The organism is Rhodococcus sp. NPDC060090, assembly GCF_042729855.1.
GTDB lineage: Bacteria > Actinomycetota > Actinomycetes > Mycobacteriales > Mycobacteriaceae > Rhodococcus.
The window spans coordinates 1-19,803 of record NZ_JBHWXB010000032.1; the positions used below are offsets into that span (position 1 = coordinate 1).

At 64.6% G+C, this 19,803-nt stretch carries 23 protein-coding genes and 1 pseudogene; 8 read left to right on the top strand and 16 right to left on the bottom strand.

Features of this window, described 5'->3' with window-relative positions:
• Window positions 1-37 precede the first annotated feature (37 nt).
• From ACFWCF_RS25860 to ACFWCF_RS25875, 4 genes are all read right to left on the bottom strand, one after another.
• Window positions 38-244, bottom strand: coding sequence for a CDGSH iron-sulfur domain-containing protein (locus ACFWCF_RS25860; protein ID WP_378567903.1), 207 nt, complete (start codon window positions 242-244; stop codon window positions 38-40).
• Window positions 225-875, bottom strand: a complete 651-nt coding sequence (locus ACFWCF_RS25865; protein WP_378567906.1) for a HemK2/MTQ2 family protein methyltransferase — start codon at window positions 873-875, stop codon at window positions 225-227. Before ACFWCF_RS25865 ends, ACFWCF_RS25860 begins: the two co-directional genes overlap by 20 nt.
• Window positions 876-1,023: 148 nt before the next feature.
• Window positions 1,024-2,643 carry a phytoene desaturase family protein gene (locus ACFWCF_RS25870; RefSeq protein WP_378567847.1) on the bottom strand — a complete coding sequence of 540 codons (1,620 nt, stop codon included), beginning with the start codon at window positions 2,641-2,643 and terminating at the stop codon, window positions 1,024-1,026.
• Window positions 2,640-3,110: an SRPBCC family protein gene (locus ACFWCF_RS25875; protein ID WP_378567850.1), complete on the bottom strand. Its 471-nt coding sequence runs from the start codon at window positions 3,108-3,110 to the stop codon at window positions 2,640-2,642. Before ACFWCF_RS25875 ends, ACFWCF_RS25870 begins: the two co-directional genes overlap by 4 nt.
• Window positions 3,111-3,271: 161 nt before the next feature.
• Between ACFWCF_RS25875 and ACFWCF_RS25880 the strand changes: the two genes are divergently transcribed.
• A complete protein-coding gene (locus ACFWCF_RS25880; protein WP_378567853.1) occupies window positions 3,272-4,252 on the top strand; it encodes a PfkB family carbohydrate kinase in 981 nt (326 codons plus the stop codon).
• Window positions 4,249-5,028 (top strand): 5'/3'-nucleotidase SurE, encoded by a 780-nt coding sequence (gene surE, locus ACFWCF_RS25885; protein ID WP_378567855.1) that lies wholly within the window; start codon window positions 4,249-4,251, stop codon window positions 5,026-5,028. The genes ACFWCF_RS25880 and surE overlap by 4 nt, the downstream gene beginning before the upstream one ends.
• Window positions 5,029-5,124: 96 nt before the next feature.
• On the opposite strand, the gene ACFWCF_RS25890 is transcribed toward surE, so the two are convergent.
• From ACFWCF_RS25890 to ACFWCF_RS25930, 9 genes and pseudogenes are all read right to left on the bottom strand, one after another.
• Window positions 5,125-5,367, bottom strand: a complete 243-nt coding sequence (locus ACFWCF_RS25890; protein ID WP_378567858.1) for a hypothetical protein — start codon at window positions 5,365-5,367, stop codon at window positions 5,125-5,127.
• A 117-nt stretch (window positions 5,368-5,484) separates the two neighbouring features.
• Window positions 5,485-6,153 (bottom strand): annotated as a pseudogene (gene phoU / locus ACFWCF_RS25895) (phosphate signaling complex protein PhoU).
• 439 nt (window positions 6,154-6,592) lie between these two features.
• On the bottom strand, window positions 6,593-7,693 hold the full coding sequence (locus ACFWCF_RS25900; RefSeq protein WP_378567861.1) for a hypothetical protein: 1,101 nt from the start codon (window positions 7,691-7,693) through the stop codon (window positions 6,593-6,595).
• A gap of 387 nt (window positions 7,694-8,080) precedes the next feature.
• The gene (locus ACFWCF_RS25905) at window positions 8,081-8,338 is read right to left on the bottom strand and encodes a Rho termination factor N-terminal domain-containing protein (protein WP_378567864.1); all 258 of its coding nucleotides are present in this window, start codon (window positions 8,336-8,338) and stop codon (window positions 8,081-8,083) included.
• 208 nt (window positions 8,339-8,546) lie between these two features.
• Window positions 8,547-9,026: a DUF421 domain-containing protein gene (locus tag ACFWCF_RS25910; RefSeq protein WP_378567867.1), complete on the bottom strand. Its 480-nt coding sequence runs from the start codon at window positions 9,024-9,026 to the stop codon at window positions 8,547-8,549.
• A complete protein-coding gene (locus tag ACFWCF_RS25915) occupies window positions 9,026-9,556 on the bottom strand; it encodes a hypothetical protein (RefSeq protein WP_378567870.1) in 531 nt (176 codons plus the stop codon). The genes ACFWCF_RS25910 and ACFWCF_RS25915 overlap by 1 nt, the downstream gene beginning before the upstream one ends.
• Before the next feature lie 90 nt (window positions 9,557-9,646).
• The gene (locus ACFWCF_RS25920; protein WP_378567873.1) at window positions 9,647-10,129 is read right to left on the bottom strand and encodes a hypothetical protein; all 483 of its coding nucleotides are present in this window, start codon (window positions 10,127-10,129) and stop codon (window positions 9,647-9,649) included.
• Between the two features lie 44 nt (window positions 10,130-10,173).
• Window positions 10,174-11,967: a thiamine pyrophosphate-requiring protein gene (locus ACFWCF_RS25925; RefSeq protein WP_378567876.1), complete on the bottom strand. Its 1,794-nt coding sequence runs from the start codon at window positions 11,965-11,967 to the stop codon at window positions 10,174-10,176.
• Between the two features lie 110 nt (window positions 11,968-12,077).
• A complete protein-coding gene (locus ACFWCF_RS25930) occupies window positions 12,078-13,259 on the bottom strand; it encodes a zinc-dependent alcohol dehydrogenase (RefSeq protein ID WP_378567879.1) in 1,182 nt (393 codons plus the stop codon).
• Window positions 13,260-13,467: 208 nt separating this feature from the next.
• Between ACFWCF_RS25930 and ACFWCF_RS25935 the strand changes: the two genes are divergently transcribed.
• The 4 genes from ACFWCF_RS25935 (at window position 13,468) to ACFWCF_RS25950 (ending at window position 17,843) form a co-directional block, all read left to right on the top strand.
• Window positions 13,468-14,931: an FAD-dependent oxidoreductase gene (locus ACFWCF_RS25935; protein WP_378567882.1), complete on the top strand. Its 1,464-nt coding sequence runs from the start codon at window positions 13,468-13,470 to the stop codon at window positions 14,929-14,931.
• A 77-nt stretch (window positions 14,932-15,008) separates the two neighbouring features.
• The gene (locus ACFWCF_RS25940) at window positions 15,009-15,578 is read left to right on the top strand and encodes a type 1 glutamine amidotransferase domain-containing protein (protein WP_378567885.1); all 570 of its coding nucleotides are present in this window, start codon (window positions 15,009-15,011) and stop codon (window positions 15,576-15,578) included.
• A gap of 28 nt (window positions 15,579-15,606) precedes the next feature.
• Complete coding sequence (locus ACFWCF_RS25945) at window positions 15,607-17,019, top strand: trehalose-6-phosphate synthase (RefSeq protein ID WP_378567909.1); 1,413 nt, start codon at window positions 15,607-15,609, stop codon at window positions 17,017-17,019.
• 158 nt (window positions 17,020-17,177) lie between these two features.
• Window positions 17,178-17,843, top strand: a complete 666-nt coding sequence (locus tag ACFWCF_RS25950) for a PAS and ANTAR domain-containing protein (protein ID WP_378567888.1) — start codon at window positions 17,178-17,180, stop codon at window positions 17,841-17,843.
• Between the two features lie 62 nt (window positions 17,844-17,905).
• Here the strand turns inward: ACFWCF_RS25950 and ACFWCF_RS25955 are convergent, their stop codons facing one another.
• The gene (locus ACFWCF_RS25955; protein ID WP_378492387.1) at window positions 17,906-18,142 is read right to left on the bottom strand and encodes a CsbD family protein; all 237 of its coding nucleotides are present in this window, start codon (window positions 18,140-18,142) and stop codon (window positions 17,906-17,908) included.
• An 83-nt stretch (window positions 18,143-18,225) separates the two neighbouring features.
• A complete protein-coding gene (locus tag ACFWCF_RS25960; protein WP_378567891.1) occupies window positions 18,226-18,471 on the bottom strand; it encodes a DUF6480 family protein in 246 nt (81 codons plus the stop codon).
• Window positions 18,472-18,705: 234 nt separating this feature from the next.
• Here ACFWCF_RS25960 and ACFWCF_RS25965 point away from each other — a divergent pair, with 234 nt between their 5' ends.
• Entirely contained in the window at window positions 18,706-18,945 is a 240-nt protein-coding gene (locus ACFWCF_RS25965; RefSeq protein WP_378567894.1) for a hypothetical protein, read from the top strand.
• A gap of 9 nt (window positions 18,946-18,954) precedes the next feature.
• Window positions 18,955-19,311: a hypothetical protein gene (locus ACFWCF_RS25970; RefSeq protein WP_378567897.1), complete on the top strand. Its 357-nt coding sequence runs from the start codon at window positions 18,955-18,957 to the stop codon at window positions 19,309-19,311.
• Between the two features lie 171 nt (window positions 19,312-19,482).
• Here ACFWCF_RS25970 and ACFWCF_RS25975 read toward each other — a convergent pair.
• Window positions 19,483-19,803: transposase (locus tag ACFWCF_RS25975; protein ID WP_378567900.1), on the bottom strand; the 321-nt coding region annotated here is incomplete at its 5' end.

Sequence of the window (19,803 nt, forward strand, 5' to 3'; positions counted from 1 at the left end):
GCCGGGGCCTCTCCCCCCCCCCCCCCCGCCGCGGGTGCTACCTGGATCTGCGATGACTCGTGTCGCACAACGGGTACGACGCGCTGCGCCGGCATCGGCACACCGCCACCATGAACCGATCTGATTCGGTTTCGGTGCCGTCTTCCGCCACGATACGCACGGGGCCTTCGACGAGCGCTGGACCGCCCTTCACGAGCCGTACCTCCCGCACATCACGGTCATCATCAACCTTCCTCGAGCGCACACTCGAGCCGGGTTCTGTCTGCACGGATCACCACCACCTCTTCGCTCGTAGCATCCTGGGCCGCCAATTGCGTGTGCTGTAGATAACCGACCCTGCTCTGCAACACAGGACCGAACGGGATGCTCTGCCGGGCAACGACTGCCGCTTTCAATCCCCCACCGCGCAGCCGATCGAGTGTGGTGTCGACTCCACTGAAGCCGGAGTGAACGATCAAAGAGAAACCGTTGTCCGACAGAAGGTTCGGCAGCTCGTCACACAACGGATCGAGAACGCATCGACCATCCGGTCCGGCGTCCCATCTCGGATCAGCGGGGCCGCCTTCGTGGGGCACGTATGGCGGGTTGGACAGGACGACATCGAAAGGCCCACTACGGGTAGCGGCATCCAGACCCCCGCGCAGAACGCGTATGGGCAATCCCCGTGTGCGGGCGTTCAACCGGGCTGTCAACACAGCACGCGGCGCAATATCGACCGCTGTCACCGACGCGGCTCCGAGCTGGGCGGCGGTGACAGCGAGAAACCCTGTACCGGTGCAAAAATCCAGTACCCGGGCATCACGGGCCCCGCCGGCTTCTCGTAGCGCGTGCGCGAGCAGGAACGAATCCTCTTGTGGCCGGTAGACCCCGGGCATTCGCCACACGCGGGCATACTTCGTACGAAGGAGCATCGGCGGAGCTGTCACGACGTCATCACCTCGGATCGTGGGGGGCGTAGGAAGGGTTACCCCAGATCACGGAGATCAAACCGCACACCAGGCAAGACAGGAATTCGCGAGGCAACTACGTCAGGATCCGCCGTGTCAGGCCATGGAGCCCCCGGCGCAGCGTCCCGGAAGGTTTCTCGTCCCCGAGCGCGGCCCGCGCGGCATTCCAGCCGCACATTCCGTGCACGCCGCCTCCCGGGTGGGCGCCGGCACTCGCGAGAAAGAGACCGTCGACCGACGTGCGTGGACCTCCGAACCCGGGAAGTGGACGAAAGAACAGCTGCTGTTGGATTTGTGCGGTACCACCGTTCACGGCACCACCGACCAGATTGGCGTCCGCGTCCTCCAGGTCGCGGGGGCGCTGCACGGTACGTCCGAGAATCGATTCCCTGAATCCCGGCGCGTATGCCTCGAGCTGTGTATCCACACGCTCGGCGAGTTGGTCTGCTGCGTCGTCGTCGGTGGTCCCCCGGGGCAGGTGGGTGTAAGCCCAGCAACTTTCCGTACCGGCAGGTGAGCGGGACGGATCGGTGGTGGTCATCTGACCCACCAGCATGAACGGCGACTCAGGCACCACGCCCGTCTCGAGATCTGCCGCCCACCGCACCATCGCATCTGTATCGGCACCGACGTGCACCGTCCCTGCCCCGGCCAACGACGGTGACCGCCAAGCAATCGGACGACCGAGTGCATAGTTGACCTTCACGACGGGGGTGTCCCATTGGAAACCTCGAAGATCCGCACGGATCCGATCACTTACCGCGTGATGTGGCAGGAGCTGTTCGTAGAGTGCGGGCGCCGATACATCGGCAAGCACTGCGCGACGAACACGGACCCGTTCGCCGGAGGCATTCCGAACCGCCACGGCTCGTCCGTTCTCGACGTCGATGTGGGTGACCTTCTGTCCGCACAGCACACGTACGCCCACGCTCTCCCCTCTGCGTACGAGCGCATCGGTGAGCGCGCCTGCCCCTCCCACGGGCGCCGGAAAACCGACGTCCTGGGCGAGCATCGTCAGGATGTACCCCATGACTCCACTGCCCGGTGCATTCGGGGGCGTATCCGCATGCATGGCATTTCCCAGCATGAGGAGACGCGCCGACGACCCACCGAAAAGCTCTTCGGACATGCGTAATACCGGCAAGGCGAGCATCCTCGCGAAGCGCAATGTCTCTGCGGTTCCCAAGCTCCGAACAAGTGAGGCCGCCCCGCTGACGGGCGGAAAGGGCCGAAGGAGCAGCCGGAGAAGCGGCTCGCGGATCCGCTCCCACTGCTCGACCAAACTCAGCCAGGACTTCCCGTCGCCTGCGCAGCGGCGTTCGAGGTCGGCGGCCGTGTCTGCGGGGTCCGGCCACACCACCACGGCATCGTCGTCCTCCGGTCCCAGCGGATGGCCGAAGGCCGCAGCCGAACGACTCCAGCGCAGACCGTGGGACTCGAGGTCGAGAGCACGAAAAGCAGGAGAAGCGGCCGCGAGCGGATGGAAGGCACTGAACAGATCGGCAGTGAACCCCGGATGCAGCTCAGCACTGCGGACAGCACCACCGGGCGTCTGCTGCTCCTCGAGAACGACGACATCCCAACCCTGGTCGGCGAGGGCAGCTGCCGCAGCCAGCCCGTTCGGTCCCGCGCCGATCACCACCGCATCCACTGTGCCCAGACCCGTAGCTGCGGACTCCCCGGCTTCGGACTTCATTCCACGGCCTCCCTGTGTGTTCCACGTTCCGCGATCAATACCAATCGACGTAGGCACTCCTGGTTGCGCGGACGAACCAGCTCGGTCTGGACGAGGCGGGGGAGCACGCGCCCCACGCCGCCGGTGACGTGTTCGGACATCGTGATGTGAGAACCCGTTTCCGACGGAGTCACCGTCAATCGGATTTCGGCGCGACCGAAAGGCCACGCCCTCGCAGTGAGGACCAGCTCGTGCTCGGCAGTTCGCGCGAGCACCTCCGTGTGGTCGTCGAGCAGTACGGGCCACAAGCCCACAGAGTGGTGGATGCGGCTGCCCACGTCCGGCCATGTGGCGTCCACCTGTCGAATGCGGGAGGCGCCTACCACCCACCCCGCATAACGCCATCCGTCGGAAAGTACGTTCCATACCGCAGAAGGCGAGGCGGTTGTGTCCTGCCGGGCAATTCGAGACATTCCGTCCTCCGTCATCCGGTCGATGCGCGAGTGGGTACCCCGTTCGGCCTCGATACACACGACCCGCTCGGGTGTGGCCGCTCGGGTGTGGCCGCTCGGGTGTGGCCGCTCGAGTGTGGCCGCTCGAGTGTGGCCGCTCGAGTGTGGCGCAGCCCGGGCGGGGGTACCAAGACGTCATGAACTCTCTCCCCGACGATACGGCCGAGCCCGTCAGCGGCGAAGCATCTCCGTCTGCATTCGTATTCGCACCCTGTCCGTTGTTGACGGTGACGATCGAGACAGCACCCGATGGCGGCCAAGAACTACACGTCCATGCGGGTGGGCAGGGGTTCTGGATCGGGCGGATGGCGGCGATCCTGGGTATGGACGTCCACCTGTGCGGGCCCTTCGGGGGTGAAGCGGGGAATATCCTCGTCGACCTCATCACTCGCGAAGGCCTGACCGTCCATCCCGTCACCACAACCCGTGACAACGGCTCGTACATCCACGACCGGCGAGGCGGGGACCGCACGGTGGTGGTCGAGGTGCCTCCCCCGCCGCTCACACGGCACGAGACGGACGACCTGTTCAGTACGTCGCTTGCTGCCGCCATGGCCGCCGACGTCGCGATCATCGGAGGTCCGCACTGCGACGAGGCGGTTCCGATCGAGGTCTATCGACGGTTGTGCGCCGATCTGTCCGCTCTGGAAATTCCGGTGGTGGCCGATCTGTCGGGTCCCTCGCTCACTGCAGCCTTGGAGGGAGGCGTCACCGCCCTCAAGGTCAGCCATGAGGATCTCATCGAGGACGGTAGAGCGCAGTCCGACGATCTCGACGACCTCATCGCCACGATGCATCGACTGCACGAGGAGGGAGCGGAGACAGTGGTGGTTTCTCGCGCGGGCGACCCGGCGATCGCGCTGTGCGACGGGGAGGTATGGGAGGCCGAGACGCCACCCGTCCAGATCGTCGACCATCACGGGGCAGGCGATTCCATGACCGCAGGTTTCGCGGCGGCGTTCGCGAAGGGAAAGTCCAGCGTCGAAGCTCTACGACTCGGGGCCGCGGCAGGGGCAATGAACGTGACAAGGCGAGGGCTGGCCACCGGGGACCCGGTGGCGGTCGTCCGTATGGCGGAGAACGTGCAGGTGCGGCGCGTGGAAGCCGCGCAGCGATGAGGGCGCTCATCGTCAACGACGACGGGATCGACAGCCGCGGGCTCAGGGTCCTGGCGCAGGTCGCTGTCGACGCCGGACTCGACGTCACCGTTGCTGCGCCGCACATAGAACGTAGCGGTGCGAGCGCCTCCCTGTCCGCGCTGGAGGAGGAAGGCACGTTGTCGATGTCGCTGCGGACCTTCCCCGAACTCCCGGAGCTCGAAGTATTCGCGGTCGAGGCGTCCCCTGCGCTGATCACGTTCATTGCCTCGGAAAATGCCTTCGGTCCAGCTCCGGATATTGTGTTGTCCGGTATCAATCTCGGCCCCAACACCGGCCATGCCATCCTGCACTCGGGCACGGTGGGCGCGGCGCTGACTGCCGCGAGTCACGGAGCGAGAGCTGTCGCGCTTTCGCTGAACGGGACCTCGCCCTCACGCTGGGAGACGGCGGCATCGGTTGCCACGCGTGCTGTGCAGTGGGCGATCGAACATGCTCCTCGAGGGCAGGTACTCAACGTCAATATCCCGGATATACCACTCGATGAAGTGCGTGGTCTGCAGACTGCTCCCCTGGCCGAGTTCGGCGCGGTGCAGGCCGAGATCGGGGAGGTCGAGGAGAGCGGCCGCGAGAGCCGGAGCGTGGCGGTGACGTTCCGTAGCGTGATGATCGACGAAACCTATGACAGCGACGCCGCCCTGCTCCACCGCGGCTGGGCCACGGCGACGATGTTGACGATGCCGTTCGAAGTCTCCGGGTTCGATCTCAGCGCATTGGCATTCTCGACATCGGCATGACCTTTGCCAGAGCTCCCTCTGACACGTCAAAGATTCTCACACGTCGAGGATTCGGGCCCCGGCCGATGCCGGTGCCCGAATCCGAATCATGCTGGGTCAGGAGATCTCTCGAAGCCGGGCCGCAAGCAGCGCCTTGCCTTGCTCGGCGCCCTTGCGGGATTCTGCTTGGGCACGACGGAAGAACTCGGCAAGTTCGGTGTCGCCGTCGCGCTCCGCGTCACCGACGTACTGCTCCATGCGCAGCGCGTTGCTCAGCGAAGCCTCGGTGAACCAGATGAGGTTGAAATCCTTGTCTTTCGTTCCGGTGACCGTGCCTGTCTCGGTGTTGTGTGCAGTCATTGTTCGGTCCTCTCCGCTCGGTGGGTCCGGTGTCTGCCGCATACCCACTCATGGTGGAGTGAACCCGCACTTCTCGGATCGTTCACCGGCGGTCTCACCCCACGCCAAAGCGAAGCACTACTCCCCTGCGTGGCTGTCCTCTGTATGAGCGGTGAGGCCGGTCTCGAGAAAGACCACGCGGCGGCCGATCGCCACGGCATGATCGCAGAATCGCTCGTAGAAGCGACCGAGGAGAGTCACATCCACCGCTCCCACGACGCCGTGGCCCCACCTGTCGGAGGTGATGCGCTCGAACAGGGCACGGTGCAACGTGTCCATCTCACTGTCGGCCTGTTCGAGTCCCGCCGCTCGCACCGGATCGCGGTGCGCCAGTACGCGATGGGTCTCGCCCGCCTGCGCGACCGCGACCCGGCCCATGTCGGCGAAGATGTCGTGTGCTTCCAACGGGACCACGTGCTCGGGATACCGCCGGAGGACGGCTTCGGCAATGTGAGTGGCCAACGCGCCCATACGTTAGAGATCCGCGACGATGTGCATGCCTCCGATCATCAGCCGCAGATCGGACGCGACGGGGGCCTGCAATGCCAGGAGGGAGAATGCGGTGTTCTCCCACTGCCGGGCGGAGGCGTCGCATTCTTCCTGGCTCACGATCACCCGCTCGGCAAGGTCAGGATCCGCCGACATCAACGCGCGCGAAGCGTCCGCCATCATCGATCCCACACCTGTACACATGGCGGCGAGATCCTCGGCAAGGCGATCGACATTCTCAGCGAAACGACTGCGCATCTCCCCAGCCTACGACGTCGACCCCGGAGCGGCTCTCGGCCGCACGTGAGCTCTTGGGGGCAAGGCCCGTCGAACCCATGACTCGTTATGTTGCGTTATGTTGCGGTAGCGCACCGGTGAAGCGGAAGGGTGTGGCGGCGGACGTGCCTGAGTGTCTGCAGTGCGTCACTCGCGAAACTCGAGCCGTTTCCACTGTTCGATCGCCGGGAAAGCGGGTACGCGCACATACATGGAACTCATTGCTATTGCCGCCCTCGTTGCAATGGTGGCGTTCGTAGTCGCCCGCCGCAAGCTGAACCGACGCGAGTAGCGCCGTCGACGGTCGCGTCGGGAATCGGCCACCACCACTTCCGGGTCGAGGGGCCGCAACCCGCGGTCCGTCGACTCGAGGAGGTTCGCGCTGGTCCTCTCTACGCGCGTGTCGTTCCTACGCCAATGCTCAGCTGGCGAATCGGAGCAACGCTGCGCATCCGTCGGCCGGTGTGATCCTCTCGTCCGTGCGGATCAGCACCGAGGCGTTGGCGATCGCCGCGAACGGTAACGCTTCGTCCGCAGGCTGCGGCACAGCCTGCGAGGATCCGAGTTCGGAGAGTTGGTCGGCATCGACGGCCACGGAGGTCGGATCATCTCCTACCAGGACTGTGCGGGGCCCGAGGTCTCCGATGATCAAAGTGTCGACGCTGCCGGCGCGCAATGCGGCGCACACGTGATCGAGTCCCTCGACTGCCAACCCGGATCCACGCCCTGTCTCCGCGCGGAACCGTTGGGCGGCACCATCGATGACAGCCAGCCGTCGGCGTGCCAACTCCGCATCGAGCTCGTCTTCTACTGCGTCGGCGCCGGATCCAGCGGCACGGGCGCCTCCTTCGAGGGGCACCGCGATGGCGCGGGCGCGTTCGGGAAGAGCCTCGAGGAAGTCGGCCCGTGAACGGGTCTCGCCGATCACGAACACCGGTTCGGCGACATGGCCGTCGATCAGTGCGGTCACACGATCGGCGACGGCGGCGATGTTGCGGCGGGCCGCCTCCTCTGCCTGTGGTTGTGGATCCCCATAGCCGGCGGTTTCGGCGCCGGCCGCCTTGTGTACCGGGTACTCGCCGCGTTCGACTGTCTCCGAGCTGACGAGGTGACCCTCGGTGTCCCTGATGGAAATGTCGGCTCCTTCGTGATCAACCGCCACCAGTAAATACGGTGTGGCGGTGACGTGCTCGATCACCGGCACCAGGTACGGCATCTCCGAGTAACGTGCTTCCTGTTGCGCGGGTGGGCGCACCAGGTGCTGGTCGAGGACGACGTGGTCCGCCGCCGCGACCAGTCCCCGCCCACTGCGGCCGACTGCCGGTGGACCCTCGAGCACTGCTTTCTCGAGGGCGGCGAGGACGACCTCGGGGGCGCCCTGATCGTCCAGCGACTCTCGGAGGGAGCGCCAGGTCAATTCTCGTTGCTTCGCGGCGTCCTCGGTGTCGTGGCTGTCCTCGAAGTACACCGACGCGAAAGGTCCCTCAGCGGAAACGACCCGACGGAAACGCTCAGCATGCACGGTCCTACACCTCTTTCTCCAACGACTCGCGGGCTGGGACAACTGTCTGGCCCGGTCCTCGACGCATGCCCGGAACTACATTCGCCCAAACGACCTCGCCGAACGCATTCGGATGTACCGACGCAGCCCGAGTGCAGGCAGGCCCTGCGTGTACCGCGTGCCGCCTGGTATCCGATACCGTGGGCTCCGATACCGTGGGCTCCGCAGACAGACGCCCGTACCTCTCACGACCAGTGGAGGCAGGAACTCGACGAGGAGAAGGGTTCGACCGCGTACTCACGTTGGCGGCTCTGCTACCCGAGTGGCGGGAAACGGTCGACGACTTCCTCGAACTCTCGACTGAACAGTGACAGCGAACGGTGGCCGGCCCCCGGCCGGCCACCGACATCAGTGGTTGCGAAGGGCGTCTATCAGTTCTTTCTTCCGCTTGGACGAATAACCCGACAGACCGACCTCCTTCGCCTTCTTCTTCAGGTCGTCGACGGTCCAGTCCTCGTACGACGACGACTTTCCGCCCTTGCGGCCCATACTGGAACGGCCGCGGGCGGCAGCCGAGTTCGCGATCCGCGCAGCCTTCTCCTTCGACGCCCCGTCCTTTCGTACCTCCTCGTACACCTTCTCGTCCTTGATCGATGACCGCGGCATGGCCTTTCCTCCTCACATCGAATGCTGTCTCGACGGAGTACCCCGACTCATCGTGCGTCTACCATTCTTCTCCCCGGTATCTCTCACCCCAGCCCATCTCTCACCCCAGCCCATCTCTCACCCCAGCCCATCTCTCACCACCTATCCGTTCGCCGACCGATGAGAGCCCTGTCCGTGTCTGTCGCCGGCGAGGAGCGGGGCCTACCTGTCAGGTGGTGTCCGGATGCGCCGGTTCGCCCGTACTCCCGTCTGCCCGCATGAAAAACGACACGCGCCCGTTGGTTTCGAGCACCGCGAGTTCGATTTCGTCGAATCGACGAATCCCCTCCTGACGTGCGCTGCTCATCAGGTCGTCGAGTGACATCCGTTCGGTACGTAGTCGGTGTAGGTCGGGAACTCCGTCGCGGACGATGATGACGGGAACACCGTGCGTCACGCCCCGCAGACGAGGGACTCGGGTGTTGACCCATGACAATCCGAGAGTGAGCAGGGCGAACACTCCGATCGCCAGGACTGCAGCGGTGACGGAATAATCCTGCTGAGTCACTCCCTGCTGAATGAGGTCGCCCATAGCGATGTAGAGAATCAGTTGGAAGGTGCTCAGCTCACCGACCGTCGACCGGCCGACGATACGGGTGACCACCCACAGGAACAGGAACAGGACGGCCGCACGAATGACGATTTCCATCAGGGCACCAGCCAGGTAGTGAAATACGCTGTGACCACATCGCTTCCGTCCTCGTGAACGGATACCGATCCCGATGCACCGGTCTGGCTGGACGGCTGGACATATGCGTCGAACCCGAGGGTCAGCGTGTCACCCGGCGGAGGGTCGAGGGTCATGTAAGTACGGTCGGCATCGGAGGCCTCCGCCGACGGCTCGGGTGTCCAGCCTTGGCTCTCGAACATGTCGAAGTAGTCGGACTCGACGGCGATCACCACCGGTTCCGTGAAGCCGCCGGACTTCCGGACTGTCAGGTTCCAGGGAACATTCAGTCCAGGTCGCGCGATCCGCGGGTATTCGAGATCGAGTTCGTAACCGCCGCCTGATGCGTGGACGGTCATGCTGTACACCCCGAGGATGCCGGTGAGGCCGGCCAGGACGATCACGCCGAGGAGGGCAACCGCCCCTCGGCGAATCCAGGCGATTGTCGGCGTGCGGGCGAAAGACCTGACATCATCCAGTACCGAGTCGGGGATCGGATCGGAGGTGCGCACCGTCCGAATCTCCCACGAACCGGACGCCTGCGCCGGAGCTTCCTGCAAAATCTCGAACCCGGATTTCGTAGGAAGCGCGTAGTCGAAGACTCATTCTTCTGTGGCGTGCCGCAGCCGCGCGTCGAGCAGGCGGTCCAGCAGAGCCAGTGATTCGAGAAGAATATCGGCGCGAAGCGAAGTAGGTGCGTGGTCGGCATCGTCGAGGACTGCTCGAACAGTGTCGATGTCGTCGGCGAGTTCTGCTGCTAGCGCCCGGACGACGCACTGCACCGCGGGAGAGGCATCGACGAAATCGACGGCGCGACCGTCCAGTGTGCGGAAGGAGAGCTGATATCCCTCTGGTTCCGGCGGCCCCCATTCCAGCGGCTCGATGATGATTTCCGCGATCCTGGTGATCACCCATGCGAGTACGCGATCATAGCGGACTTCGTCCTGCGCCGACGCATCCCTGTTCGTGAGTGCAAGATCGCACACCGCTCGGACAAGAGTGCCGTTGTCACGTTCGTCCAGGACGGCGAGGAGGTGTCCCGCTGCTCGTGCTTCCGGCTGAGCGAGGCCGCCGCTGTGTGTCATGACTTTCGGGTTCCCACTTCTCGGAATGCACACACCTCCAGAGCTCAGCCGTCCTCATGCGGAAGGAATTCCTGCGCTTTGGTCTTGACTCCGGTCTTGATGAATCCCCAGGCGTCTTCGTCTCCGTGCACGACCGCGGCGGTGGCGGACTTGAACTGCTCCCAGGTCGCGTGCGGCGGGATCGGCGGCATGTTCGGGTCGGTGTACACGTCCAGAACTGTGGGCCGATCCGCCGACAACGCCTTCTCCCACATCCCCGCGAGTTGGTCGGGGGCGGTGACGGTCTCCGCGTACAAGCCGAGACTCTCAGCGAACGCAGCGTAGTCGACATCCGGAATAGTTTGCGAAGGACTGAATTTGGGAGCACCTGACATCGCCCGCATCTCCCAGGTCACCTGATTCAGATCATTGTTGTGCACGATCGCGACTACGAGCCGGGGATCGTCCCACTCCTGCCAGTAGTGTTTGATGGTGATCAGCTCGGCCAGTCCGTTCATCTGCATCGCGCCGTCGCCGACAAGCGCGATCACGGGGCGTTCCGGGTGGGCGAATTTGGCGCCGATCCCGTAGGGGACCCCGGGCCCCATGGTCGCCAAGGTCCCTGAGAGAGAGCCCCGCATGCGACCGCGGAACCGCAATTGACGGGCGTACCAGTTGGCCGCGGAGCCGGAGTCTGCGGTGACGATTGCGTCATCGGGGAGGCGAGGCGAGAGTTCGGAGAACAAGCGCAGCGGGTTGACCGGGTCTGCGTCCACCTGCGCTTGCATCTCCATGGTTTCCCACCAGCGCGCCACGTCGGCTTCGATTCCCTCTCGCCACGACCGATCCTCCTTGCGGGTGAGGTGCGGAATCAGGGCACGCAAGGCTGTTTTCGCATCGGCGACGAGATTGATCTCGTTGGGGTAGCGCATACCGATCATGTGGCCGTCGATGTCGATCTGTACGCCACGGGCCTGGTCGTAGGCGGGTAAGAACTGGCTGTACGGAAAGGAGGAGCCGATGGTCAGCAGGGTGTCACAGCCGGCTATCATCTCGTAGCTCGGGCGGGTGCCCAGCAGCCCGATCGCTCCGGTGACCCATACCAATTCGTCGGAGAGCACGTCTTTGCCCAGGAGCGCTTTGGCGGCGCCTGCGCCGAGCAGTTCGGCAACCTCCGCGATCTCTTCGTGCGCACCTCGCGCACCTTGCCCCACCAACAGGGCGACTTTGTCGCCGGAGTTGAGGATCTCCGCAGCCCGTACCACGGCAGTGTCGTCGGGGGCGAGGGTCGGGGTGTCGAACCCGATGCTCGAGGGCACCATCTTGAACTCGTGCGTCGGCGGGGAGTAGTCGAGTTCCTGAACGTCCGCCGGAATGATCAGCGCGGTGGGAGCCCGTCGGGTCGACGCCGTCCGGATCGCCCGGTCGAGTGCGTTGGGCAATTGCTCGGGCACCGTCACCATCTGTACGTAGTCGCTGGCCACGTCCTTGTACAGGCTGAGCAGGTCCACCTCCTGCTGATACGAGCCGCCCATAGCGGAGCGGTTCGTCTGCCCGACGATCGCGACCACCGGCACGTGATCGAGTTTCGCATCGTAGAGGCCGTTGAGCAGATGTATCGCGCCCGGCCCGGAGGTGGCAACACACACCCCGACACGTCCCGAAAACTTCGCGTACCCGACGGCTTCGAACGCGCACATCTCCTCGTGCCGCGCCTGAACGAACTGCGGCGTGTTTCCGGCGCGCTCCCAGGCCGCGAGGATGCCGTTGATCCCGTCGCCTGCATATCCGAACACGTGCTCGACTCCCCAGGTACGCAACCGTTCGAGCAGGTAGTCGGCAACATTCTGCTTGGCCATCGAATCCTCCTTTCAGCGCAATGGGACGGGAGTGCCCAACAGGACGCACACGAAGTGCAGCGACCACACTCTCCAGCTACCCGGCATGCAGTGGCCGAAACAACCCGACCTCAGGGAGTGAAGACGACCTTCACTGCACCATCCTGCTTTCGCTGGAAGATCTCGTATGCGTGCGGTGCCTCCGACAGCGGCAGCCGGTGCGTCGCAAACGTGTCCACCCCGAGGGGGTCGTCGTCCGTGAGAAGCGGCAGGATCTCGGGCACCCACCGCAACACATTCGCCTGGCCCATGCGCAAACGTATCTGCTTGTCGAACAAGGTCATCATCGGCATCGGATCGCTCATTCCGCCGTACACACCGATCAAGGAGATGGTGCCGCCGCGGCGCACCACGTCGATCGCGGTGTACAGGGCATTCAGGCGATCGACTCCCGCCTTCTCCATCAACGGCGCAGCGATCGCCGAAGGCAGGTAGCCGGTAGCGGTCTGAGCAAATTTGGCGACGGGCGAGCCGTGCGCTTCCATGCCGACCGCGTCGATCACCGAATCGCTGCCACGCCCATCGGTGCGGTCGCGAATGAGGTCGGCGAGATCGGAACCGGCATCACCGAGATCGATGACCTCCATACCTCGCGCCGCTGCCCGCGCCAGCCGCTCCGGTACGAGATCGACTGCGATGACCCGTGCTCCACGATGCATCGCGACCCGGCCCGCCATATCGCCGATAGGACCGAGGCCGAGGACCGTGACGGTGCCCCCGTTCGGGATCTCGGCGTAGTCGACGGCCTGCCATGCGGTCGGCAGGACATCCGAGAGGTACGCGAATCGATCGTCAGCGGGGCCTTGCGGAACTTTGATGTGGGTCGCATCGGCGTGGGGAACACGCAGATACTCCGCCTGTCCGCCTGGCACGCTCCCATACAGCTTCGAGTAGCCGAACAGCGCAGCGCCGCTCCCCTGCTCACGCACCTGCGTGGTCTCGCACTGCGAGTGGAGTCCGTGGTCGCACATGAAGCACTGGCCACACGAGATCTGGAACGGGATGACCACGCGGTCGCCGCGGGTGAGGTTCGTGACGGCAGACCCCACCTCCTCCACGATGCCCATGGGTTCGTGACCGAGGATGTCCCCCGGTGTCATGAAGGCGCCGAGCACTTCGTACAGGTGCAGATCGGAACCACAGAGATTGGTGGTGGTGACCTTGATGATTGCGTCGGTGGGCTCTTCGATTCGTGGGTCGGGGACGGTGTCGACGCTGACCTCACGTCGGCCCTGCCATGTCACTGCCTTCATTTCGCTCCTCCGCTCCTCGAGACGTGAACACCGGCGTACCCGCAGCAACGGAAGGCAAACGGAGTGAGCAGTGGAGCATTCTCAGCATGAAATCACCCGTGACGGGTATGCCCTGGAAGTGAGCATCCTCAGTGATTCCTCGAGCAGTAGCGAAACGAGCAGTGACGAAGCGCGGTCCTTGTGGCACACCCGGGATGTCGGTCCCCACGTGCACGACACCTGGTCGCAGCGCGAAGACGCCTACGACACCGTCGTCGTCGGGGGCGGACTCACAGGCGTTGTCACGGCTTTGCTGGCGACGCGTGCGGCTCAACGGGTGGCGCTGATCGAAGCGCGCGACATCGGCGCGGTGACCACTGGAAACACCACCGGCAAGATCAGTGTGCTTCAGGGGACTCGGTTGTCGCAGATCGCACGACGGCATTCACAGCCCGTGACGCAGGCGTATGTCGATGCCAACCTCGCCGCCCAGGACTGGCTCGTCGACTATTGCGCCCACGTCGGCCTCACCACCGAAACGGCCGACGCCTACACCTATGCGGAGTCTGCCGCGCACACCCGGGCTGTCGATGCGGAGTATCGCGCGTGTCGAGCGACCGGCCTGCCGGCCCGCCTCGTACACGAGACCGGGCTGCCCTATGCGGTCGCCGCCGCAGTCCTCGTGCCGAATCAAGTTCAATTCGACCCGATGCCCATGCTGCGCGCCGCGGTACAGGAGATCCGCGACCTCGGCGGGGATGTGTTCACACAGCTGAGGGTTCGTACGGTGCGCACCGACAGTTCGGGTTGCACGGTGGTGACCGGCGATGGCGACGTACGCACGGACCACGTCGTGCTGGCCACCGGGATACCCATTCTCGATCGGGGAGGGTTCTTCGCGCGGCTCGAGCCGGACCGCTCGTACGCGGGAGCATTCGAACTGCCCGGCGCACCACCGGAGGGCATGTACCTTTCTGTGGACACGCCCACCCGGTCGCTTCGCACCGCGCCCGGTGGGTCCGGCCGGCTGCTACTGGTGGGCGGCAACGGGCACGTCGTGGGGCGCCACGGGTCGACGAGCGCCGAGGTCGAGGACCTCACCGAGTGGACCCGGCAGCGATTCCCGGGAGCACGGCGAGTGTCGCACTGGTCTGCACAGGACTACAGCACCCCCGATGAGCTTCCGTATGTCGGACCGTTGCTTCCCGACAACGATCGGGTGTCGGTCGCCACCGGGTACGGCAAGTGGGGGATGACGAATTCGGTTGCAGCAGCCCATCTGACGGCCATGCGTCTCATCGGCAGCCCGGATCCGCAGGTCGAATCGTGGGGCAAAGCGTTTACTGCATGGAGCGTGGACCGCCTGTTCGACGCACCGGGTGCGGCTCGTCTCAACGCTGCGGTGGGGCTGCATCTCGCCTGCGGATGGTGGGACGCCGCGACGAGCACGGCCCCGAGCGATCCACCGGCAGAGGGACAGGGGCGTGTCGTGCGGGAGGGCATGCGGCCGGTCGGGGTGTGCACGGTGAACGGGACGACCCACCGAGTCGGTGCCGTATGCCCGCACCTCGGCGGTGTCCTGCGATGGAACGATGCCGAGCGCTCGTGGGACTGCCCCTTGCACGGCTCACGTTTCGATGCGGACGGGACACTTCTCGAAGGACCCGCGACAGGAGGTCTATCGAGCAGATGACGTCGTCCGCATCATGTTTCTCACGCCGCACGAGCCGGGTATGCGGGAGCAACGACTTCGAAGAAGGGTTGATCATCATGAGCACTGCACAGAGTGGACGCCTGACCGGCCGAACCATTGCCATCCTTGCGACCGACGGTGTCGAAGAGGTGGAACTCGTGGAACCGCGCCGCGCAGTGGAGAACGAAGGAGCCACAGTGCGGTTGGTGTCGCTGGAAAGCGGAGAGATCCAGGCAATGAAGAAGGACGTGTATGCCGCGGGGAAGCATCCGGTCGACCAGGTTGTCGCGGAGGCGTCGGTGGACGACTACGACGGACTGATTCTGCCGGGTGGGACGACCAATCCCGATCATCTCCGGCAGGACGAGAAAGCAGTGGCGTTCGTCCGCGACTTCGTCACCTCCGGGCGACCCGTCGGCGTCATCTGCCACGGGCCGTGGACACTCGTCGAAGCCGACGTCGTCCGCGACCGGACACTCACGTCGTATCCGAGTGTCCGGACAGATATCCGCAACGCGGGCGGCACGGTGGTCGACAAGGAAGTGGTGATCGACAAGAACCTGGTGTCGAGCCGCAATCCGGACGACCTGCCCGCATTCTGCTCCGCAATCATCGATGTGTTCGCTGAGTCGGAGACGTCGAAATGATAGGCCAGAGATAGGTGCCACGGTCGTGCTGAGCGAACACAGTCCCCATGACTTCGTGGTGGTCGCGAACCGGTTACCGGTCGATCTCGTCACTCCGTCCGACGACGAGCCGCCGCAATGGCAACGCAGCCCCGGTGGTCTCGTCACCGCCCTCGAACCGGTGCTTCGATCCGTCGACGGCGCATGGGTCGGGTGGACCGGCACTGCCGACATCGATCTCGATCCCTTCGTCGAGGACGGGTTGACGCTCCACCCGGTCCGGCTGAGTGAGAGTGAAGTGGCCGAATACTACGAGGGCTTCTCCAACGCGACACTGTGGCCGCTCTATCACGACGCGCTGGTGGCCCCCACCTTCGATCGACGGTGGTGGCTCACCTACCGAGAAGTCAACCGCCGCTTCGCGGAAGCCACCGCGCGGGCCGCCGCCCCAGGTGCCACGGTGTGGGTCCACGATTATCAGCTTCAGCTCGTGCCGCGAATGCTCCGCGAGCTGCGGCCCGACGTCACGATCGGTTTCTTCTTGCACATTCCGTTCCCGCCGCCCGAACTGTTCCTGCAGTTGCCCTGGCGCAAAGCGGTCGTCGACGGTCTACTCGGCGCCGATCTCGTCGGATTCCACCTTCCGGGAGGTGCCGAGAACTTCCGGTACCTGACTCGACGACTCTTCGACCTGCCCAGCACCCATCGCCGGTCCGAAGGCGGCCGGATCGACCTCGGGACCAGGAACGTGCACGTGGACGCATTCCCGATCTCCATCGACGCGTCCGGGCTCCGTGACCATTCCTTGGAGCCGAGCACGGCGCTGCGCGCAAAGCAGATCCGAGAAGAGCTCGGAAATCCCGAGATCTTCCTGCTCGGCGTGGACCGACTCGACTACACCAAGGGCATCAACGTGCGCCTCGATGCTCTCCGGGAGCTGTTCGAGGACGGAGCACTCGATCCCTACAAGACCGCCATGGTGCAACTCGCGACCCCCAGCCGCGAGCGTCTGGAGGCCTACGCCTCGCTGCGGAACGACGTCGAACGAGAAGTGGGGCGCATCAACGGCGAATTCGGCCGCGTGGGCAGCCCCGTCGTGCACTACATCCACCGTCCGGTCGCACGCGACGAACTCGTCGCGATGTATGCGGGAGCAGACGTCATGCTGGTCACGCCGTTGCGCGACGGTATGAACCTGGTCGCAAAGGAGTACGTGGCCTGCCATAGCGACGGGAAGGGAGCATTGGTTCTGAGCGAATTCGCCGGCGCCGCCGCCGAACTACGTCGCGCCTTGCTGGTCAATCCACACGACCTCGAGGACGTGAAGAACGCGATACTCGCAGCCGTGCGATCCGACGATCCCGGATTGACACGACGGATGCGTTCGATGCACAACCAGGTGATGACCCACGACGTCGACCGCTGGGCGCACAGCTTCCTCGGTGCCTTGCGCGCGGCGTGATCCGCGGCATCGATCCGTACACTTCGGCCGGTCACTCGACGGTCGGACACTCGCGACATACCTGACATTCGGCATATTGTCCGAGGTGGAGCGCATGCATCCGCTGAGGTTGCCTGCCCGTGACTGCTCCTCGTAAGGATTGACGCATAATCTGTCCTATGAAGGACCATGCCGCTACCGTCCAGGAGGCTGTAGCCCACCCGGATCCATCCCCGCATGTGGGAAGTTTCCGGTATCTGCTTGCCGATGACCGATGGGAGTGGTCCGACGCAGTGGCCGCCATGCACGGCTATGCGCCGGGCACAGTGCAGCCCACTACCGCGTTGCTGCTGCAGCACAAGCATCCCGATGACAAGGCACAACTCGCAGAACTGCTCGAGGCGGTGCGCACGACGGGCGAGCCGTTCAGCAGCAGGCATCGCATCATCGATACCGCAGGCAATATCAAGAGTGTGGCCGTGATCGGCGACCGCCTGATCGACGTGAACGGCACCGTACTGGGTACAAGCGGGTTCTATCTCGACCTGTCCGAAGCACTCGGAGAAGATATCCGCGAAGGCGTGGATGAGGCACTGTCAGCGCTTGCCGAGGCACGCGCCGTGATCGAGCAGGCCAAAGGCATCCTGATGGTGGTGTACGCCATTCCCGCCCAACGCGCTTTCGAAATCCTCATCTGGCGTTCCCAGGAGACCAATGTCAAGGTACGGGTGCTGTCGGAACAACTCGTGGCGGAGGCGACCACCGGCGCGGGCGCGCACTCCCTCTCTCGCACGGATTTCGATCATCTGTTGATGACATTGCACGACCGAGTGCCCGAGGCCTGATCGAGGCCTCGGGCACCCCCCGACAGCTGCTGATGCGTACCGGGCTACTGCCGGTGAAACGGCTACTGTTGTGAGCGCTGACGCGCTTCGTCCACTTCGGCTTCGGCGCGCGCCTTCTCCGCCTCCGCTTCCTTCTTCGCAGCTTCGCGCTGGCTCTCTGCCTTGTCTTGCTGGGCGCGGCCTTCGCGGGTGAGGTCATCATTTCCGCTCACGGCACCAGCGGCTTCCTTGACCTTTCCCTTGACACCTTCGACGGCTCCCTTGATGCCTTCGCTGGGGCCACTCTTTTCGTCTGCCATGGATCACTCCCTACTCGTGTCGATTCGTTCTGGTTCAGCCGTGTCGTCCACCTGTATCGCGCACCACCGGGTCTGCTCGATCGTCAGAGCAGAATCCCGACGATCACCGCCGCGAAGAGCACGACGATCACCACGACCGCGACCAACGACAACCACCCCGTAGGCGGAAACCTGAAGCTCGTTCGCGGCTCCGGCGCGGACAGGCCCGATGTTTCCGACGACTCGGGCGGAGTCGAACCGGGGCTCACTCCGCCGCCGGCCTCGAGATCCGGCGTGCGATCGGGACGCGGATCCGTATTTCCATGCGGTTCGGGATCTGAGACGCTCATGTGTCCCTCCTCGGTTCGGCGACGCGAGTCCGTCGATCCAGTACCCGCAAGGCTGCAACAACGCCCCTGATGCGGGCGGACCGATATCGGATGCCCGTTCGCCAGGCCACTGAAACCTGATCGCTTCCGAATTCTCTGCGAAAGGGCCGTACACCTACTGCGCTGGGGTTTGCCCTCCCACCGGGCTGGGCACCCGATATGTACGGAAGGCCCATCGACGATAGGAGTTGTGCCATGCCCACGTGCGATACCTGTGGCAACGACTACGACAAGACCTTCACCGTCACACGCGGGAATGTCACCGGCACATACGACAGTTTCGAGTGCGCGGTCAACGCCATGGCGCCCGAATGCGCACACTGCCACTGCAGAATCCTCGGTCACGGAGTCGAGGCGAGCGGCGTGATGTTCTGCTGCGCCCACTGTGCGCGCCAGGCTGGCCACGAACAACTCACCGATCGCGTCGAAAGCTGACATTCGGCCATGACTCAGGATGTGGAGAAACGCTGGCGGGACCCCAAAGCATTCCGTAGCGCAGCCCGGTATGCGGCCATAGTGATCGCACTCGCGTTGCTGATCATGGCCGGAGTGATCATATGGTCGGCGACGTCCGGCGATAGTTGTGCAGACGCCGAATTCGCCGTGTGCACGGATCCCGCCCGGCAGATTCTCGTGTTCGGCCCCGTCGTCGTCCTTCTGCTGGGAGGGCTCGGCGCATTCGTCCAGACCTACCGAGTGTGGAGGGATGGCGGACGGTGGCCGATCTGGCACGGCGCCGGCTGGGCGCTTTTCGTCCTGATGGTGATGTACGCCGGCATTTCGGCGGGGGTGGCGACCTAGCCTCAATCTTTCGTGAGTCCCACGTGTCGACCTGAGCGCTCCGGATTGGTTGTTGCCCGACGCCGACCCGGTGTCGAGCAAAGACGAGTCGTCCGACGCGGTCGGTGGCGTCCGGGTCCACGGCCTCGGAGGTGGTGCGTCTTTCGTCTGGTGTGGTCGGGTTTATGCAGGTCAGAGCGGGTTGGAAAGGGCGTCCAGCCTAGTGAGGACAACCTCGATCAGATGGCCCCAGGGTGCGTGCGCAGACAACCGCAGGTGTGTTCGACGGGCGTGGCGGGCGATCCGTCCTGCGATCGAGAACAGGCGCAGTCGTAGACGTTTCGGCTCCCACCGCCGAGCATCGCTCCCGGCGAGGGCGAGGGTCTGCATCCCGGCGGTCAGCTCGACGGCGAGAGCGACGACCGCGAGCCAGAGCTGATTCTGCGCGAAGCCATGCAGCGGGAAGTTCTCCAGACCGGTGTCCTTGGAGGTGCGGATGCGGTCCTCGCAGCG

Coding starts and splice junctions, on each gene's coding strand:
- ACFWCF_RS25940 (WP_378567885.1), top strand. CDS start 15,009: ATGAGCACTGCACAGAGTGGACGCCTGACCGGCCGAACCATTGCCATC.
- ACFWCF_RS25960 (WP_378567891.1), bottom strand. CDS start 18,471: ATGAGCGTCTCAGATCCCGAACCGCATGGAAATACGGATCCGCGTCCC.
- ACFWCF_RS25865 (WP_378567906.1), bottom strand. CDS start 875: ATGCCCGGGGTCTACCGGCCACAAGAGGATTCGTTCCTGCTCGCGCAC.
- ACFWCF_RS25930 (WP_378567879.1), bottom strand. CDS start 13,259: ATGAAGGCAGTGACATGGCAGGGCCGACGTGAGGTCAGCGTCGACACC.
- ACFWCF_RS25970 (WP_378567897.1), top strand. CDS start 18,955: ATGACTCAGGATGTGGAGAAACGCTGGCGGGACCCCAAAGCATTCCGT.
- ACFWCF_RS25905 (WP_378567864.1), bottom strand. CDS start 8,338: ATGCCGCGGTCATCGATCAAGGACGAGAAGGTGTACGAGGAGGTACGA.
- ACFWCF_RS25910 (WP_378567867.1), bottom strand. CDS start 9,026: ATGGAAATCGTCATTCGTGCGGCCGTCCTGTTCCTGTTCCTGTGGGTG.
- ACFWCF_RS25950 (WP_378567888.1), top strand. CDS start 17,178: ATGAAGGACCATGCCGCTACCGTCCAGGAGGCTGTAGCCCACCCGGAT.
- ACFWCF_RS25890 (WP_378567858.1), bottom strand. CDS start 5,367: ATGACTGCACACAACACCGAGACAGGCACGGTCACCGGAACGAAAGAC.
- ACFWCF_RS25880 (WP_378567853.1), top strand. CDS start 3,272: ATGAACTCTCTCCCCGACGATACGGCCGAGCCCGTCAGCGGCGAAGCA.
- ACFWCF_RS25965 (WP_378567894.1), top strand. CDS start 18,706: ATGCCCACGTGCGATACCTGTGGCAACGACTACGACAAGACCTTCACC.
- ACFWCF_RS25925 (WP_378567876.1), bottom strand. CDS start 11,967: ATGGCCAAGCAGAATGTTGCCGACTACCTGCTCGAACGGTTGCGTACC.
- ACFWCF_RS25955 (WP_378492387.1), bottom strand. CDS start 18,142: ATGGCAGACGAAAAGAGTGGCCCCAGCGAAGGCATCAAGGGAGCCGTC.
- ACFWCF_RS25875 (WP_378567850.1), bottom strand. CDS start 3,110: ATGACGGAGGACGGAATGTCTCGAATTGCCCGGCAGGACACAACCGCC.
- ACFWCF_RS25870 (WP_378567847.1), bottom strand. CDS start 2,643: ATGAAGTCCGAAGCCGGGGAGTCCGCAGCTACGGGTCTGGGCACAGTG.
- surE (WP_378567855.1), top strand. CDS start 4,249: ATGAGGGCGCTCATCGTCAACGACGACGGGATCGACAGCCGCGGGCTC.
- ACFWCF_RS25920 (WP_378567873.1), bottom strand. CDS start 10,129: ATGACACACAGCGGCGGCCTCGCTCAGCCGGAAGCACGAGCAGCGGGA.